This is a genomic window from Noviluteimonas lactosilytica (genome assembly GCF_020866925.1).
Lineage (GTDB): Bacteria > Pseudomonadota > Gammaproteobacteria > Xanthomonadales > Xanthomonadaceae > Noviluteimonas > Noviluteimonas lactosilytica.
Genome location: NZ_JAJGAK010000001.1, coordinates 588832 through 603478, shown reverse-complemented (window position 1 = coordinate 603478; position 14647 = coordinate 588832). Strand labels below are relative to the sequence as shown.

Annotated in this window: 17 protein-coding genes; 14 read left to right on the top strand and 3 right to left on the bottom strand. The window is 69.1% G+C overall.

Annotation, left to right across the window (positions count from 1 at the left end; all coding sequences use genetic code 11):
- Positions 1-951 carry an AAA family ATPase gene (locus LK996_RS02980; protein WP_230525682.1) on the bottom strand — a complete coding sequence of 317 codons (951 nt, stop codon included), beginning with the start codon at positions 949-951 and terminating at the stop codon, positions 1-3.
- A gap of 56 nt (positions 952-1007) precedes the next feature.
- Here LK996_RS02980 and LK996_RS02975 point away from each other — a divergent pair, with 56 nt between their 5' ends.
- A complete protein-coding gene (locus LK996_RS02975; RefSeq protein ID WP_230525681.1) occupies positions 1008-2906 on the top strand; it encodes a glycosyltransferase family 39 protein in 1899 nt (632 codons plus the stop codon).
- A gap of 18 nt (positions 2907-2924) precedes the next feature.
- Here the strand turns inward: LK996_RS02975 and LK996_RS02970 are convergent, their stop codons facing one another.
- Positions 2925-3494: a Maf family protein gene (locus LK996_RS02970; protein ID WP_230526817.1), complete on the bottom strand. Its 570-nt coding sequence runs from the start codon at positions 3492-3494 to the stop codon at positions 2925-2927.
- Positions 3495-3517: 23 nt separating this feature from the next.
- A complete protein-coding gene (locus LK996_RS02965; RefSeq protein WP_230525680.1) occupies positions 3518-3883 on the bottom strand; it encodes a hypothetical protein in 366 nt (121 codons plus the stop codon).
- A gap of 120 nt (positions 3884-4003) precedes the next feature.
- Between LK996_RS02965 and LK996_RS02960 the strand changes: the two genes are divergently transcribed.
- The 13 genes from LK996_RS02960 to LK996_RS02900 all read left to right on the top strand — a co-directional run bounded on the left by LK996_RS02960 (position 4004) and on the right by LK996_RS02900 (position 14561).
- Positions 4004-4534 carry a YceD family protein gene (locus tag LK996_RS02960; RefSeq protein WP_230526816.1) on the top strand — a complete coding sequence of 177 codons (531 nt, stop codon included), beginning with the start codon at positions 4004-4006 and terminating at the stop codon, positions 4532-4534.
- 51 nt (positions 4535-4585) lie between these two features.
- Positions 4586-4777, top strand: coding sequence for a 50S ribosomal protein L32 (gene rpmF, locus LK996_RS02955; protein WP_230525679.1), 192 nt, complete (start codon positions 4586-4588; stop codon positions 4775-4777).
- A gap of 48 nt (positions 4778-4825) precedes the next feature.
- Positions 4826-5806, top strand: a complete 981-nt coding sequence (locus LK996_RS02950; RefSeq protein ID WP_230525678.1) for a beta-ketoacyl-ACP synthase III — start codon at positions 4826-4828, stop codon at positions 5804-5806.
- A 107-nt stretch (positions 5807-5913) separates the two neighbouring features.
- Positions 5914-6861 (top strand): ACP S-malonyltransferase, encoded by a 948-nt coding sequence (gene fabD / locus LK996_RS02945; protein WP_230525677.1) that lies wholly within the window; start codon positions 5914-5916, stop codon positions 6859-6861.
- A complete protein-coding gene (gene fabG / locus LK996_RS02940; RefSeq protein WP_230525676.1) occupies positions 6858-7604 on the top strand; it encodes a 3-oxoacyl-ACP reductase FabG in 747 nt (248 codons plus the stop codon). Before fabD ends, fabG begins: the two co-directional genes overlap by 4 nt.
- A 123-nt stretch (positions 7605-7727) precedes the next feature.
- Complete coding sequence (acpP, locus tag LK996_RS02935) at positions 7728-7967, top strand: acyl carrier protein (protein WP_036169052.1); 240 nt, start codon at positions 7728-7730, stop codon at positions 7965-7967.
- Between the two features lie 102 nt (positions 7968-8069).
- A complete protein-coding gene (gene fabF / locus LK996_RS02930; protein WP_230525675.1) occupies positions 8070-9302 on the top strand; it encodes a beta-ketoacyl-ACP synthase II in 1233 nt (410 codons plus the stop codon).
- 5 nt (positions 9303-9307) lie between these two features.
- On the top strand, positions 9308-10663 hold the full coding sequence (locus tag LK996_RS02925; RefSeq protein ID WP_230525674.1) for an aminodeoxychorismate synthase component I: 1356 nt from the start codon (positions 9308-9310) through the stop codon (positions 10661-10663).
- Positions 10660-11490, top strand: coding sequence for an aminodeoxychorismate lyase (pabC, locus tag LK996_RS02920; protein WP_230525673.1), 831 nt, complete (start codon positions 10660-10662; stop codon positions 11488-11490). The genes LK996_RS02925 and pabC overlap by 4 nt, the downstream gene beginning before the upstream one ends.
- On the top strand, positions 11487-12554 hold the full coding sequence (gene mltG / locus LK996_RS02915; protein ID WP_230525672.1) for an endolytic transglycosylase MltG: 1068 nt from the start codon (positions 11487-11489) through the stop codon (positions 12552-12554). The genes pabC and mltG overlap by 4 nt, the downstream gene beginning before the upstream one ends.
- A gap of 23 nt (positions 12555-12577) precedes the next feature.
- Positions 12578-13225 (top strand): dTMP kinase, encoded by a 648-nt coding sequence (gene tmk, locus LK996_RS02910; protein ID WP_230526815.1) that lies wholly within the window; start codon positions 12578-12580, stop codon positions 13223-13225.
- Positions 13222-14199 carry a DNA polymerase III subunit delta' gene (locus tag LK996_RS02905; RefSeq protein ID WP_230525671.1) on the top strand — a complete coding sequence of 326 codons (978 nt, stop codon included), beginning with the start codon at positions 13222-13224 and terminating at the stop codon, positions 14197-14199. The genes tmk and LK996_RS02905 overlap by 4 nt, the downstream gene beginning before the upstream one ends.
- On the top strand, positions 14196-14561 hold the full coding sequence (locus LK996_RS02900; protein WP_230525670.1) for a PilZ domain-containing protein: 366 nt from the start codon (positions 14196-14198) through the stop codon (positions 14559-14561). Before LK996_RS02905 ends, LK996_RS02900 begins: the two co-directional genes overlap by 4 nt.
- Positions 14562-14647: the final 86 nt, after the last annotated feature.

Genomic DNA, 14647 nt, shown 5'->3' with positions numbered 1-14647 from the left:
TCAGTCGACGGGCACCGCGTGCAGGATGGCGCGCGCGAGCGAAGCGCCGTCACCCGCGTCCGCGTCGGCGACGAGGCGATGCGCGGCGACCGCGCCGAACAGTGCCTGCACGTCTTCCGGGATCGCGTGTTCGCGCCCCAGCAGCAGCGCATACGCACGCGCCGCGCGCAGCAACGCGAGTCCCGCGCGCGGCGACAGGCCGACGCGCACGCCCGGGTGCCGGCGACTGCGCGCAAGCAGCGCCTGCACGTAACCGATCAGCGCATCGCCCGCGTGCACGTCGTTCGCGGCGGTGCGCAGCGCGAGCACGTCCGCGTTGCCGAGCAGCGGCGACGCCTTGGCGATCAGTTCGCGGCGATCGGTGCCGGAGAGCAGCGCGCGCTCGGCGTCTTCGCCCGGATAGCCGAGGGTGAGGCGCAGCAGGAAACGATCGAGTTGCGAATCGGGCAGCGGATACGTGCCCGCGAGATCGACCGGGTTCTGCGTGGCGATCACGAAGAACGGAGAAGGCAACACGTGCGTGCGTCCGTCGACGGTGACCTGGTGTTCGGCCATCGCTTCCAGCAGCGCGCTCTGCGTGCGCGGCGGCGCGCGGTTGATCTCGTCGGCGAGCAGCACGTGCGCGAAGATCGGGCCGGGATGGAATTCGAAGCGGCGCGCCTGCGCATCGAACACCGACACGCCGAGGATGTCCGCCGGCAAGAGGTCGGAGGTGAACTGCACGCGCTGGAAGCCCAGGCCCAGGGTCGCGGCCATCGCGTGCGCGAGCGTGGTCTTGCCCAGGCCCGGGAGATCCTCGATCAGCAGGTGGCCGTCGGACAGCAGCGCGACGAAGGCCATCCGGACTTCCTGCGCCTTGCCCAGGACCAGAGTGTTCACCTGCGCCTGCGCGTCATGGAGTGCCTGGCGGAGCGCATCGGGTAGCATCTTCGCGGCCGGGAGTGCGGACATCGTGGCTTCCTGCTGGCGGGCGACCGGGTCGACGGAGTGTACGAGGGGCCGAGTGGATGCGGAACGAACAAGACGCACATCGCGCCAAGCGCGCCTTCCTGTGGGCCTGGGGCCTCGTGGCGGTGGCCAAGCTGCTCGTCGCCGCGCGCCTGCCGCCTTTCGTCGACGAAGCCTTCTACTGGCAGGAAGGGCGGCACCTCGCGCTCGCCTATTCCGACCTGCCGGGCCTGACCGCATGGCTCGCCCGGCTGGGCACGACGGTCGCGGGCACCAACGTCTTCGGCCTGCGCTGGCCATTCCTGCTGCTGGGCGCGGCGTTGCCGTGGCTGGTGGTGCGCATCGCGCGGCAGGCGCATGCGCCGCGCGCGAGCGACGAGCACACCGACGACCGCAGCGGTGACGTGTTCGCGTGGCAGGCGGGCCTGCTCGCGGTGTTGTTGCCGCTCGGCGGATTGCTCGGCCTGCTCGCGTTGCCCGACGTGCCGATCGCGTTCGCGACGCTGCTGTGCATCCACGCGGGCGGACGCTTGTTGCGCAAGGTCGATGCCGGCGGCGCACTCGAACTCGCGGCGGGCCTGGCGATCGGTGCGCTCAGCCACTATCGCTTCGCGGCGGTGATCGGCGTCGGCCTCGTCGCGATGCTCGCGATCCCGCGCGGCCGCGCACTGCTGAAGGACGTGCGCGTGTGGGTCGCGCTCGCGGTCGGCGCGATCGCGTGGGTGCCGCTGATCGTCTGGAACATCGACAACGCCGACGCGGGCCTGCGCTTCCAGCTCGTCGACCGGCATCCGTGGCGATTCCATTTCGACGGCGCGTGGTTCTTCGTCGTGCAGGCGTTGTTGGCCACGCCCTTGTTGTTCGCGGCGATGGCGCATGCCGCGGTGCGCGGGTGGGCGGGGCAGGGCGCGGACGATCGCGCGTTCGCGCGTTATTGCGCGTTGCTCGGCGGACTCACCGTCATCGTGTTCGGCGTGCTCGCGTTCTTCGCCGACAACGAGCGCGTGAGTTTCCACTGGACGCTGCCGGGCCTGTACGCGCTGTTGCCGCTGGTGCCGGCGACGCTCGCGCAGTGGCCGCGCGGCTGGCGTCGAGCGACGTGGTCGCTCGCCGTCGCGGGGCTGGTCGTGTTCTGTTCGTACTACCTGGTCGTCGCGAGCACCACGGCGCGCGCGCGCTTCGCCGCGGCGAAGTGGTATCCGGCGAACTTCGCCGGCTGGGACGCACTGGCGGACGCGGTGCGCGACGAAATCGAACGCACGCCGGGCACCCGCGTCGTCGCCGACAACTTCAAGATCGGCGCCGAACTCGGCTTCGCGCTGAACGATCCCGACATCGCGGTGCTGCCGCACGTCCTCAACGAACGCCACGGCCGCGCGCCGCAACTCGACGTCTGGAAGCTGCTCGCGCACGATCGCGCGTCGTTGGGCGAGCAACCCCTGCTGCTCGTGGTGGGTGCGAGCGAAGTGCGCTACCGCGACCTGCTCGCGCATTACCACGCGCTGTGCGACAAACTGGGTCCGCTGCCGCCGCCGCGCGTGGTGCAGATCGACCACGGTCGCCAGCGATTCCTGTTGTTCAAGCTGCCGGCGCAGCGCGCGAAGGGCGACTGCACGACGCCTGCGATGGCCTACATCGACACGCCGAAGCGAAGCGCGCGCGTGTCGCGCAACTTCGAAGTCACGGGCTGGGCGTTCAAGGACGGCGTCGGCATCGCGCGCGTGGAAATCACGCTCGACGGCAAGACGATCGGCACTGCCGACTACGGCCAGGCCGATGCGGGCATCCGCGCGTTCTGGCGGCATTCGAACGATCCGAACCATCCGTATGTCGCGTGGACCGCGCACGTGCGCGCCGGCGCTGTGTCGCCGGGCCTGCATTGGCTGGGCTTGCGCCTGGTCGGCAACGACGGCGCGATCGAGGAATGGCCGGAGCAGCCGCTGCGGATCGTCGACTAGCGGATCAAGGCAAGCGCGCTAAGGCAACGCGAACCCGGCCGCGCGCAGCAACCGCGCCGTCGCGATCATCGGCAGCCCGATCAGCGCAGTCGGATCCTGCGTTTCGATCGCATCGAACAATGCGATGCCGAAGCCTTCCGACTTGAAACTGCCGGCGCAGTCAAACGGTTGTTCGGCATCGACGTAACGTTCGATCTCGTCGAGCGCCAACTTTCGGAAACGCACGCGCGTGCAATCGACCGCATCGAAGGCGACGTCGCCGCGCTGCACGCTCATCGCGGTGCGGAACACTACCGCGCGCGCCGACATCGCCGACAGTTGCGCGATGGCCGCGTCGCGGCCGCCGGACTTGCCCAGCGGCGCGCCGTCGAGATCGGCGACCTGGTCGGAGCCGATCACCCAGGCGTCGGGATGCGCGCCCGCGACGGCGGCGGCCTTCGCACGCGCCAGCCGCAGGGCGAGCGTGGCGGGGGATTCGTCGGGGGCGGGCGTCTCGTCGACCTCCGGCCGCACGACGTCGAACGGCAGCCGCAGGCGCGCGAGGAGCTCACGCCGGTACGGCGAGGTCGAGGCCAGGATGAGCCTCACGGGAGCGGGTTGCATGCGGTCGTTCAGGTCTGCGGGGCGCGGGCGCGTTCGATGCGCTCGAGCTGGGTCTCGATGCGGCCGCGGGCCTGGTCGATCGAGGCGCGCACGGTGTCCAGTTCCCGCAGCGTCGCGGTCTGGCCGTTCTGCTGCAGCCACAGCCGCTGGCGCAGCATCTCGCGCAGGGCGACCTGGATGGGGTTGTCGTCGTCGCCGGCGACCGCTTCGATCTCGGCGCGCGCGGTGCGCAGGCGGGCTTCCAGGGCGTCGGCGGCGTCGAGCAGTTCGCCCACCGCCCGCTCGCGGCGGGTGCGGCCGGTGTGCGTGCGGAACATGAGGGCCAGCAACGCCGCGACCACCGCAGCGAGCAGAATCAACAAGGTGGTGGTCAAGCGGGAACGCCCATTGTGAAGGTCGGCGCCAGTCTGACGCCGTATTCCCTGCCGGATCAAGCAGTTCGAAGGCGTCCCGGTTTGACACACCCGGGGTCGTTGACTAACAATTCCCGGCTTATGTCCGCCGATTCGTCCGCAGGCCGGCTTCCGGAACAGCTGGATGCCTGGCGCATGGTCGCGACGCAGCGCACCTTCGAGGGTGTGTTGCCGTTGTCCGACATGCCGAGGCTGCGAGGCGCGCTCGTGGATACGGATGGCAGCGCACGCGTCTACGTCGAATTCGGCGAAGACGCGTTGCGCGTCCCTTTCGTCGAGTTGCGCATCGACGCAAAGCTGCCGCTGGAATGCCAGCGCAGCCTGCAGCGGTTCGCTTACCCGGTGAAGATCGTGCAGCGGCTCGGCCTGATCCGCGACGAGGAAGGGGAAAACGCATTGCCGGAAGGCTACGAGGCGCTGCTGGTCGGCAACGACGGCCTGCTGCGACCCGCGGAGCTGGTGGAGGACGAACTCATCCTCGCCGTGCCCGTGGTCCCCGTGGCGCCCGGTACCGAGGCGGTCGAGCGCGACTGGACCGCAACGGAAGAAGAACTGCAGCGCGCCAGCCCGTTTTCGGCGCTGTCGTCGTTGAAAGGCAAACCGGAGTCCTGACCCGCGTCGGGCCTCCAGCGACAATTACAAAGTTTTCATCGGAGCAAGACCATGGCTGTCCAGAAGTCCCGTGTTTCCCCGTCCAAGAAGGGCATGCGCCGTTCGCACGACGCGTTGACCGCCAAGCAGCTGGCGACCGACCCGACCACGGGCGAGACGCACCTGCGCCACCACGTGACCGCCGACGGTTACTACCGCGGCAAGAAGGTCGTCCCCTCGAAGAGCCGCATCGTCGAAGAATGACGATCCTGCCGGCGCCGAGCGCGCCGGCATCCCGCACAGGGCAGGGGCATGACCCAGCAAGTGTTCGCGCGCATCGCCGGTACCGGCAGCTATCTGCCGGAAAAAGTGGTCACCAACGACGACCTCGCGAAGGTCGTCGACACCAGCGATGAGTGGATCGCCGCGCGTACCGGCATCCGCCAGCGCCACGTGGCCGCCGATGGCGAAACCACGGGCGACCTTGCGTACCACGCCGCCGTTCGCGCGCTCGAAGCCGCGGGCGTGCAGGCATCGGAGCTCGACCTCATCGTGCTCGGCACCACGACGCCGGACCTCGTGTTCCCGTCGACCGCGTGCCTGGTGCAACACCGCCTCGGCGCGGCCGGTTGCCCGGCCTTCGACGTCAACGCGGCGTGCTCCGGCTTCGTCTACGCACTGACGATCGCCGACAAGTTCATCCGTTCCGGTGCCGCGAAGACCGCCCTGGTGATCGGCTCCGAAACGCTGACCCGCATGGTCGACTGGAACGATCGCACCACCGCCGTGCTGTTCGGCGATGGCGCGGGCGCGGTCGTGCTCAAGGCGGACACCGAGACGGGCATCCTCAGCACGCACATGCATGCCGACGGCAGCAAGAAAGAGTTGCTGTGGAATCCGGTCGGCGTGTCGGTGGGCTTCAAGGAAAACGAGCCCAACGCCGGCGTGCGCATCAACATGAGCGGCAACGACGTGTTCAAGCACGCCGTGAAGGCGCTGGACTCGGTCGTCGAAGAGACGCTCGAACACAACGGCCTGGATCGCCACGACATCGACTGGCTGATCCCGCACCAAGCCAACCTGCGCATCATCGAAGCCACGGCCAAGCGCCTGGACATGCCGATGGAACGCGTCGTCGTCACCGTCGACAAGCACGGCAATACGTCGTCGGGTTCGGTGCCGCTGGCGCTGGACGCCGCGGTGCGTTCGGGCAAGGTGCAGCGCGGGCAACTGCTGCTGCTCGAAGCCTTCGGCGGCGGTTTCACCTGGGGCTCGGCGCTGCTGCGCTATTGAGCCGCCGGGTTTCGCGTTCGCAAACAAGCGTTTGACAATACGTCGTCGTACAGACGTTCGACGATGAACGCACGTATCATGCCGCCCTCTTTCGCACGGGTGACCGCGTGAGCAACCTCCAACTCGCCTTCGTGTTCCCCGGCCAGGGCTCGCAATCGGTCGGAATGCTCGCCGAACTCGCGGCGCGCGACGCTTGCGTGCGCGAAGCGTTCGCCGAAGCCTCCGAGGGCGCCGGCGCCGACCTGTGGTCGCTGTCGCAGCACGGTCCGGAAGAGCAACTCAACAAGACCGAATTCACGCAGCCCGCGCTGCTCGCCGCCGGCGTCGCCGCATGGCGCGCGTGGCAGGCGCAGGGTGGGGCGCAGCCGTCGATGTTCGCCGGCCACAGCCTCGGCGAATACGCCGCGCTCGTCGCCGCGGGCAGCCTGTCGCTGCACGACGGCGCGAAGCTCGTGCGCCTGCGCGGCCAGCTCATGCAGGACGCGGCGCCCGCCGGCACCGGTGCGATGGCCGCCGTGCTCGGCGCCGAAGACGCGCTCGTGCTCGAAGTCTGCAAGGAAGCATCGGGCGAAGCGATCGTCGTGCCCGCCAACTTCAACTCGCCCGGCCAGATCGTGATCGGCGGCCATGCGACCGCGGTCGATCGCGCGCTCGAATTGCTCGCCGAGCGTGGCGTGCGCAAGGCGGTGAAGCTCGCCGTCAGCGTGCCGTCGCACACGCCGCTGATGCGCGAAGCCGCGAACCGTTTGAGCGAAGCGATGAACGCGCTCGCGTGGTCGGCGCCCGACCGCCCGGTCGTGCAGAACGTCGACGCCGAAGTGCACGAAGGCGCGCAGGCGATCCGCGACGCGCTCGTGCGCCAGTTGTACCTCCCCGTGCAGTGGACCGGTTGCGTGCAGGCGCTCGCCGCGCGCGGCGCGACGCGCATGGCCGAATGCGGCCCGGGCAAGGTGCTCACCGGATTGATCAAGCGCATCGACAAGTCGATCGACGCGCGCGCCATCGGCACGCCTGCCGACATGGACGCCGCGCGCAACGAATGGAGCCAGGCATGAGCGATCAAGTGTTGAAGGGAGAAGTCGCACTCGTCACGGGCGCGAGCCGCGGCATCGGCGCCGCGATCGCGGACGAACTCGCTTCGATGGGCGCGACCGTCATCGGCACCGCGACCAGCGATGCGGGCGCCGCCGCCATCGGCGAACGCCTCGCGTCGAAGGGCGGCCACGGCCGCATGCTCAACGTCACCGACGCAGCGTCGATCGAAGCGCTCATCGATGCGATCGCGAAGGACTTCGGCGGCGTCTCCATCCTCGTCAACAATGCCGGCATCACGCGCGACAACCTGCTGATGCGCATGAAGGACGAAGACTGGCAGGCGATCCTCGACACCAACCTGTCGAGCGTCTACCGCACGTCGAAGGCCGTCATGCGCGGCATGATGAAGGCGCGAAAGGGCCGCATCATCAACATCGCCTCGGTCATCGGCGTCACCGGCAATGCGGGGCAGGCGAACTACGCCGCCGCGAAGGCCGGCATCATCGCCTTCAGCAAGTCGCTAGCGAAGGAAATCGGCAGCCGCGGCATCACGGTGAACGTGGTCGCGCCCGGCTTCATCGCCACCGACATGACCGCGAGCCTGCCCGAGGACGCCAAGGCCGCGCTGGTCGGCCAGATCGCGCTGGGCCGCCTCGGCGAGCCGGCGGACATCGCCCGCGCCGTCGGTTTCCTCGCCGGCCCGGCCGCCGCCTACATCACCGGCGAAACCCTGCACGTCAACGGCGGCATGTACATGCCGTAACGACAGGGAGGCCCCCGAGGGCCCCCCGAGCACCCCCGGTCGCCGGGCAAGGGCCTCCACGCGCCGCCCCCCGGCTTCCACTACACTACCCGCCTGAACAGACTCCCTGGAGGAGCACGATCCATGAGCAGCATCGAAGAACGCGTCAAGAAGATCGTCATCGAACAGCTTGGCGTCAAGGAAGAAGAAGTGACCAACAGCGCTTCGTTCGTCGACGACCTCGGCGCCGACTCGCTCGACACCGTCGAACTGGTGATGGCGCTCGAAGAAGAATTCGAGTGCGAGATCCCGGACGAAGAGGCCGAGAAGATCACCTCGGTGCAGCAGGCGATCGATTACATCAAGGCCCACGTCAAGGCCTGAGCCTGTCCTTGATGGAGCCGACACGGGGCCGCGATCGCGGCCCTGTGCGTTTGTAGGCCGGCATGCGCCGGCGTATCGCGGGAACGAATCAAGGAGTTCGGTATGCGTCGTGTCGTCGTAACGGGTATGGGCGTCGTCTCGCCGCTGGGCAATGACCTGGCGAGCACGTGGGACGGCATCGTCAACGGGCGTTCGGGCATCGGCCCGGTCACGCACTTCGACGCATCCACGCTCACCACGCGCATCGCCGGCGAAGTGCGCGACTTCGACATCACCCGCTGGGTGGGTCCGAAGGACGCGAAGAAGATGGACGAGTTCATCCATTACGGCGTCGCGGGCGCGCTGATGGCGCTCGAGGACGCGGGCATCGTGGTCGACGATTCGAACGCCGAGCGCATCGGTGCGCTCATCGGTTCGGGCATCGGCGGCCTGCTCGGCATCGAGGAACAGACCATCAAGGCGCACGAGGGCGGCACGCGCAAGATCTCGCCGTTCTACGTGCCCAGCACCATCATCAACATGCTGCCCGGCCAGGTGTCGCTGATCACCGGCGCGAAGGGCCCGAATTTCTCCGCCGTCTCCGCCTGCGCCACGTCGAACCATTCGATCGGCATGGCGATGCGCATGATCCAGCACGGCGACGCCGACGTGATGATCGCCGGCGGCGCCGAGCGCGGTTCGACGCCGACCTCGATGGGCGGCTTCTGCTCGATGAAGGCGATGTCCACGCGCAACGACGATCCGACGCGCGCCTCGCGCCCGTGGGATCGCGACCGCGACGGCTTCGTGCTCGGCGACGGCGCGGGCATCCTCATCCTCGAGGAATACGAACGCGCGAAGGCGCGCGGCGCGCGCATCTACTGCGAGCTCGCCGGCTTCGGCGCGAGCTCCGACGCGTTCCACATGACCGCGCCGAGCGAAGACGGCGACGGCCCCGCGCGCTGCATGGCGGCGGCGTTCAAGGACGCGAAGATCAACCCCGACCAGGTCGAATACCTCAACGCGCACGGAACCTCGACGCCGCTGGGCGACGTGGCCGAAACGCTCGCGATCAAGCGCGCGCTCGGCGACCACGCGTACAAGACGATGGTCAGCTCGACGAAGTCGATGACCGGCCACCTGCTCGGCGCCGCCGGCGGCGTGGAAGCGGTGTTCTCGGTGATGGCGCTGCACGCCAACATCATTCCGCCGACCATCAACCTCGAGAACCCAGGCGAAGGTTGCGACCTCGACTACGTGCCCAATGTCGCGCGCGAGAAGAAGATCGACATCGCGGTGTCGAACGGCTTCGGCTTCGGCGGCACCAACGGTTCGCTGGTGTTCCGCCGCATCTGAACGCCATGCTCGTAACGCGAGCACTCGACCCATCCCTCGATTTGCTGGCCCTGCATCGCCAGGCGCCGGCGCGCTGGCCCGTGCTGCTCGAATCGAGCGCGCACGGGACGGCGCAGGGACGCTGGGATTTGCTGCTCGCGACCAACGGCGAAGCGCTGCGCCTGGACGCCGACCGCGTCGTGCGCGATCACGAGGATCGCGTGCACGAGGGCGGCTTCCTCGAGGTCCTCGATCGTGCGTTCGCCGCATTGAAACTCCCGCGCGAGGAACCGCGCTGGCCGTTCCGCGGCGGCTGGGCGGTGTTCCTCGGCTACGAACTCGCGGGCGAAGTCGAACCGGTGCTGCACCTGCCCGACGCGGAAGGCACATTGCCGATCGCGTGCGCGCTGCGTTGCCCGGCGGCGGTGCTGCGCGACCACGCGACCGGCGAGTGCGTCGCGATCGCCGAGGCCGGCCACGCGGAGTGGCTGGATCGCATCGAAGCCGACATCGCCGCTTCGCGTTCGCTCGCGCCGCTGCCCGATTGGCGCGCGCCCGCATCGCTGGAAGAAGATGCGCCGCATCGATTCACCGACGGCGTCGAACGCATCCTCGAACACCTCGCCGCGGGCGACGTGTTCCAGGCCAATCTTTCGCGCGGCTGGCGCGCGACGTTCGACGCACCACTCGCGCCCGCGGCGCTACATGCGCGTTTGCGCGCGGCGAATCCCGCACCGTTCGCCGGTTTGTTCGCGGGCGATGGCTGGGCCGTCGTCAGTTCTTCGCCCGAACGCCTCGTCTCGGTGCGCGGCGACGCCGTCGAAACGCGCCCGATCGCCGGCACGCGCCCGCGCAGCCCGGGCGACGACGAAGCCGCGCGCATCCGCGAACTCGTCGGTCATCCGAAGGAGCGCGCCGAACACGTGATGCTGATCGACCTCGAACGCAACGACCTCGGCCGCGTGTGCCTGCCCGGCACCGTCGAAGTCGACGAGTTGATGACGGTCGAAAGCTACGCGCACGTGCACCACATCGTGAGCAACGTGCGCGGCCGCCTGCTGCCGGAAGCCACGCCGGGCGCGGTGCTGCGCGCGGTGTTCCCCGGCGGCACGATCACCGGTTGCCCGAAGGTCCGTTGCATGCAGATCATCGCCGCGCTGGAAGGGCGGGGGCGCGGCGCGTATACCGGAGCCTTCGGGTGGTTGAACCGGGACGGGGACATGGACTTCAACATCTTGATCCGCAGCGCGGCGTTGGAAGGGCAGACGCTGCGCTTCCGCACCGGCGCGGGGATCGTGATCGACTCGGTGCCGGGCAAGGAACTCGACGAGACGCGCGCGAAGGCGCGCGGCCTGCTGCGCGGGCTCGGGGTCGACGCATGATCGCGGGCCCGGTCGAGCAGATATTCCTCGGCGACGATCGCATCGACCACTTGCCCGGTTACGCGCGCGGCTTCGCGTACGGCGACGGCGTGTTCGAAACCATGCGCGTGCATCGCGGCACGCTGCCTTGGTGGGGCGTGCATTTCACCCGGCTCGCGAACGGACTGGCCCGCTTGCGCATTCCCGTGCCCGACGTCGGCGCGATGGAACGCGCGCTCGCCGAGCTCTTCGCCGATGGCGCCGATGGCGCCGCGAAGCTGATCGTCTCGCGCGGCGGCATCGGCCGTGGTTATGCGCCGGACGTGGATGCACTGCCGCTGTGGCGCGTCTCGCGACACGAAATCCCGCCGCTGCCGCGCCCCGATGGCCTCGTGCTGCGCTGGTGCGACACGCGCCTGGCGTTGCAGCCGGCGCTCGCGGGACTCAAGCACTGCAACCGGCTCGAACATGTCGTCGCGCGCGGCGAATGGTCGGATCCGGGGATCGACGAAGGCCTGCTGCGCAGCATCGACGGCTTCGTCGTGTGCGGCACGTCGGCGAACCTGTTCGTGCTGCACGGCGATCGCTGGGCGACCCCGCGCGTCGACCGTTGCGGGATCGCCGGCACATGTCGTGCGTGGCTCCTGTCGGAAACCGGCGCGGCGGAAACGCGCATCGACCCGGCCGAACTCGAAACCGCCGACGCCATCCTGTTGTGTAACGCGGTGCGCGGTATCCTGCCGGTCGCCCGGCTCGAAGCGCGCGCGTGGGCGCCGCATCCCGCGGTCGCGGACCTGCGGCGGCGCCTGGCGCGCGCGCATCCGGCCTTCGACCAGGAGATGGCATGACACGCAGTCACGGCCGGCGTCGCGCCGGTGGAATGTCGAAGCTCTTCGTACTGATCGTGCTCATCGCGCTCGCCGCAGGCGCGTACTGGGCCTACGACCGCTACACGGGCTTCGCCGACGCGCCGCTGACCGGCATCGAGCAGGGCGACACGCTCATGGTCGAACCCGGCGATGCGTTGCCGACCGTGATCGCGCGCCTGCGCGAGTCCGGCGTCGATGTCGGCCATCGCCTCGAATGGCAGGCGCTCGCGCGCCAACTCGGTGCGGCCAACAAGATCCAGGTCGGCGAATACGCGTTGACGCCCGACATGACGCCGCGCGCGCTGCTCGTCGCGCTGCGCGACGGCAAGGTGCTCAACCGCAGGTTCACGATCGTCGAAGGCTGGAACATGCGCGAGCTGCGCGCCGCGCTCGCGCGCAACAAGGACCTGCAGCATGAAACCGGCGCGCTGTCGGACGTCGAGTTGATGGCGAAGCTCGGCCACGCCGGCCAGCATCCGGAAGGCCGCTTCCTGCCGGAGACCTACCTGTTCGTGCGCGGCGACAGCGACCTCGACATCCTGCGTCGCGCGCACGCGGCGATGGCGAAGGCGCTCGACGCGGCGTGGGAAGACCGCGCGCAGGACAACGTGCTCGCCACGAAGGACGAAGCGCTGGTGCTCGCGTCGATCGTCGAGAAGGAAACCGGGGTCGCCGACGAACGCCCGCAGATCGCCGGCGTGTTCGCGCGCCGGCTCAAGCTCGGCATGCGCCTGGAGACCGATCCCACCGTCATCTACGGCATGGGCAGCGCGTACGCGGGCAACATCCGCAGGTCCGACCTGCTCGCCGACACGCCGTACAACACGTACAAGCGCGCGGGCCTGCCGCCGACGCCGATCGCGATGCCGGGCGTCGATGCGCTGCGCGCCGCGGTCAATCCCGCCGGCGGGGACACGCTCTTTTTCATGGCCGTCGGCGACGGCAGCGGCCGCCACGTCTTCAGCCGCACCTACACCGAACACCAGGCCGCGTGGCGCGCGTACATGACGCGCTACCGCGCACGGCAACAGAAGGCGCAATGAACGAACCAGTCGCGCAATCGCCGATGTCGCAAACGCCGGTGTCGCAACCGCGCTTCATCACGCTCGAAGGCGGAGAAGGCGCGGGCAAGTCGACCGTGCTCGGCGCCCTGCGCGACGCCTTGCTCGCCACCGGCGCGGAAGTCGTCAGCACGCGCGAACCCGGTGGCACGCCGCTCGCCGAACAAGTGCGCACGCTGCTGCTCGATCCGGGCCACGAGCCCGCCTCGCCGGAAACGGAACTGCTGCTGATGTTCGCCTCGCGCGCGCAGCACGTGCGCGAAACGATCCTGCCTGCGCTGCAACGCGGCGCGTGGGTGTTGTCGGATCGCTTCACCGATTCGAGCTTCGCTTACCAAGGCGGCGGACGCGGCCTCGATCCGGCGGTGATCGCCGAACTCGAACGGCGCTTCGTCATGATCCATCCCGGCCTGACGCTGCTGCTCGATCTCGGCGTGCAACAAGGCCGCGAACGCACGCGCGGGCGCGACCTCATGCCCGACCGCATCGAATCCGAGCGCGACGACTTCTTCGAACGCGTGCGCGCGGCGTACCTCGCGCGCGCGCAAGCCGAGCCCGAACGCATCCGCGTGATCGACGCCTCCGCCTCCGCCGACGATGTCGCGCGGCGCGCCGTCGCGTTGCTGCAGCACTACATGGACGCCACCGCATGACCGCGCGCGCGCCGCTCGCGCCGTGGCAGGCGCGCGTGTACGACCACCTCGTCTCGGTGCACGAGGCCGACAGGCTCGGGCACGGCGTGCTGTTCGCGGGGCCTGCGGGCATCGGCAAGCGCGCGGTGGTCGAACGCCTCGCGCAGCGCGTGTTGTGTCGCCAGCCCGCGGCGGACGGCCAGCCGTGTTTCGAATGCCGCAGTTGCCACCTGATCGCCGCGGGCACGCATCCGGATTACGCGTACGTTTCCTTCATCCCCAACAAGGAAGGGACGAAGCTGCGCACCGAGATCGTCATCGACCAGGTCCGCGAACTGTCCGAGCGCCTCGCGCTCACGCCGCAGTACGGCGGCGCGCAGGTCGCGATCATCGATCCGGCGGACGCGATCAACCACGCCGCGTCGAACGCGCTGCTCAAGACGCTCGAGGAACCGCAGCCCGGTCGTTACCTGTGGCTGCTCACCGCACACCCTGCGCGGCTGTCGGCGACGATCCGCAGTCGTTGCCATCGCGTCGAATTCCGCCTGCCGGCGCGCGACGAAGCGCTCGCCTGGCTCGCGACGCAAGGCCACGCCGCGGCAGCGGCGACCGAAGCGCTCGACGCTGCGCGCGGCCATCCCGGCCTTGCGCATGAATGGTCGAGCGGCGGCGGGCTCGCGTTGCGCCGTGCAGTCGCGCGCGACCTCGACAGTCTCGAACAGGGCAAGGCTTCCGCGCTCACCACCGCGCAGGCGTGGGTGGCCGATGAGTTCGCGGAATTGCGTCTACGTCATGCGGCGGACCTCGCATTGCAGCGGGCCTCCGGCTTGACCGATCCGGGGCGAACCCGCAGGCTGGCCGCGTGGTTCGACGCCGCGAACCGCACCCGCGACCTGCTGCGCACCACGGTGCGCGCGGACCTCGCGGTCACGGAACTGTTGTTGGCATGGCGCGGCGATGCGCCGGCGCAAGTCGCACGAGGGGGCAGGACATGAGCGCAGTCGCAGGGGCAGGCGGGGCACGGCAGGGCATCCTGTCGCTCGCGATCAAGGACAAGGCGGCGTTGTACAACGCGTACATGCCGTACCTGAAAACCGGCGGCATCTTCGTGCCGACGCCCAAGCGCTATTTCCTCGGCGACGAAGTCTTCCTGCTGCTCACGCTGCTCGAAGAAAAAGATCGCCTGCCGGTCGCCGGCAAGGTCGTGTGGGTCACGCCCCCGGGCGCGCAGGGCAACCGCGCCGCCGGCATCGGCGTGCAGTTCGCCGACAGCGCCGAAGGCGAAGCGGTGAAGCAGAAGATCGAGACGATCCTGGCGGGGACGCTTAACGCGGATAAGCCGACGCATACGATGTAAGTGCGAAAGCGGGAAACAAAGAGCGGGAAACAAGAAGCGGGAAACGGGAGTCCAACACTTACTTCGGCCGACGGATCTGTCAGCCG

Excerpts from the sequence above, each read along its gene's own strand:
- pabC (WP_230525673.1), top strand. The coding sequence starts at position 10,660 with ATGATCGCGGGCCCGGTCGAGCAGATATTCCTCGGCGACGATCGCATC.
- acpP (WP_036169052.1), top strand. The coding sequence starts at position 7,728 with ATGAGCAGCATCGAAGAACGCGTCAAGAAGATCGTCATCGAACAGCTT.
- LK996_RS02975 (WP_230525681.1), top strand. The coding sequence starts at position 1,008 with ATGCGGAACGAACAAGACGCACATCGCGCCAAGCGCGCCTTCCTGTGG.
- tmk (WP_230526815.1), top strand. The coding sequence starts at position 12,578 with ATGTCGCAAACGCCGGTGTCGCAACCGCGCTTCATCACGCTCGAAGGC.
- LK996_RS02925 (WP_230525674.1), top strand. The coding sequence starts at position 9,308 with ATGCTCGTAACGCGAGCACTCGACCCATCCCTCGATTTGCTGGCCCTG.
- fabG (WP_230525676.1), top strand. The coding sequence starts at position 6,858 with ATGAGCGATCAAGTGTTGAAGGGAGAAGTCGCACTCGTCACGGGCGCG.
- fabF (WP_230525675.1), top strand. The coding sequence starts at position 8,070 with ATGCGTCGTGTCGTCGTAACGGGTATGGGCGTCGTCTCGCCGCTGGGC.
- LK996_RS02905 (WP_230525671.1), top strand. The coding sequence starts at position 13,222 with ATGACCGCGCGCGCGCCGCTCGCGCCGTGGCAGGCGCGCGTGTACGAC.
- LK996_RS02950 (WP_230525678.1), top strand. The coding sequence starts at position 4,826 with ATGACCCAGCAAGTGTTCGCGCGCATCGCCGGTACCGGCAGCTATCTG.
- LK996_RS02960 (WP_230526816.1), top strand. The coding sequence starts at position 4,004 with ATGTCCGCCGATTCGTCCGCAGGCCGGCTTCCGGAACAGCTGGATGCC.
- LK996_RS02980 (WP_230525682.1), bottom strand. The coding sequence starts at position 951 with ATGTCCGCACTCCCGGCCGCGAAGATGCTACCCGATGCGCTCCGCCAG.
- rpmF (WP_230525679.1), top strand. The coding sequence starts at position 4,586 with ATGGCTGTCCAGAAGTCCCGTGTTTCCCCGTCCAAGAAGGGCATGCGC.
- LK996_RS02900 (WP_230525670.1), top strand. The coding sequence starts at position 14,196 with ATGAGCGCAGTCGCAGGGGCAGGCGGGGCACGGCAGGGCATCCTGTCG.
- mltG (WP_230525672.1), top strand. The coding sequence starts at position 11,487 with ATGACACGCAGTCACGGCCGGCGTCGCGCCGGTGGAATGTCGAAGCTC.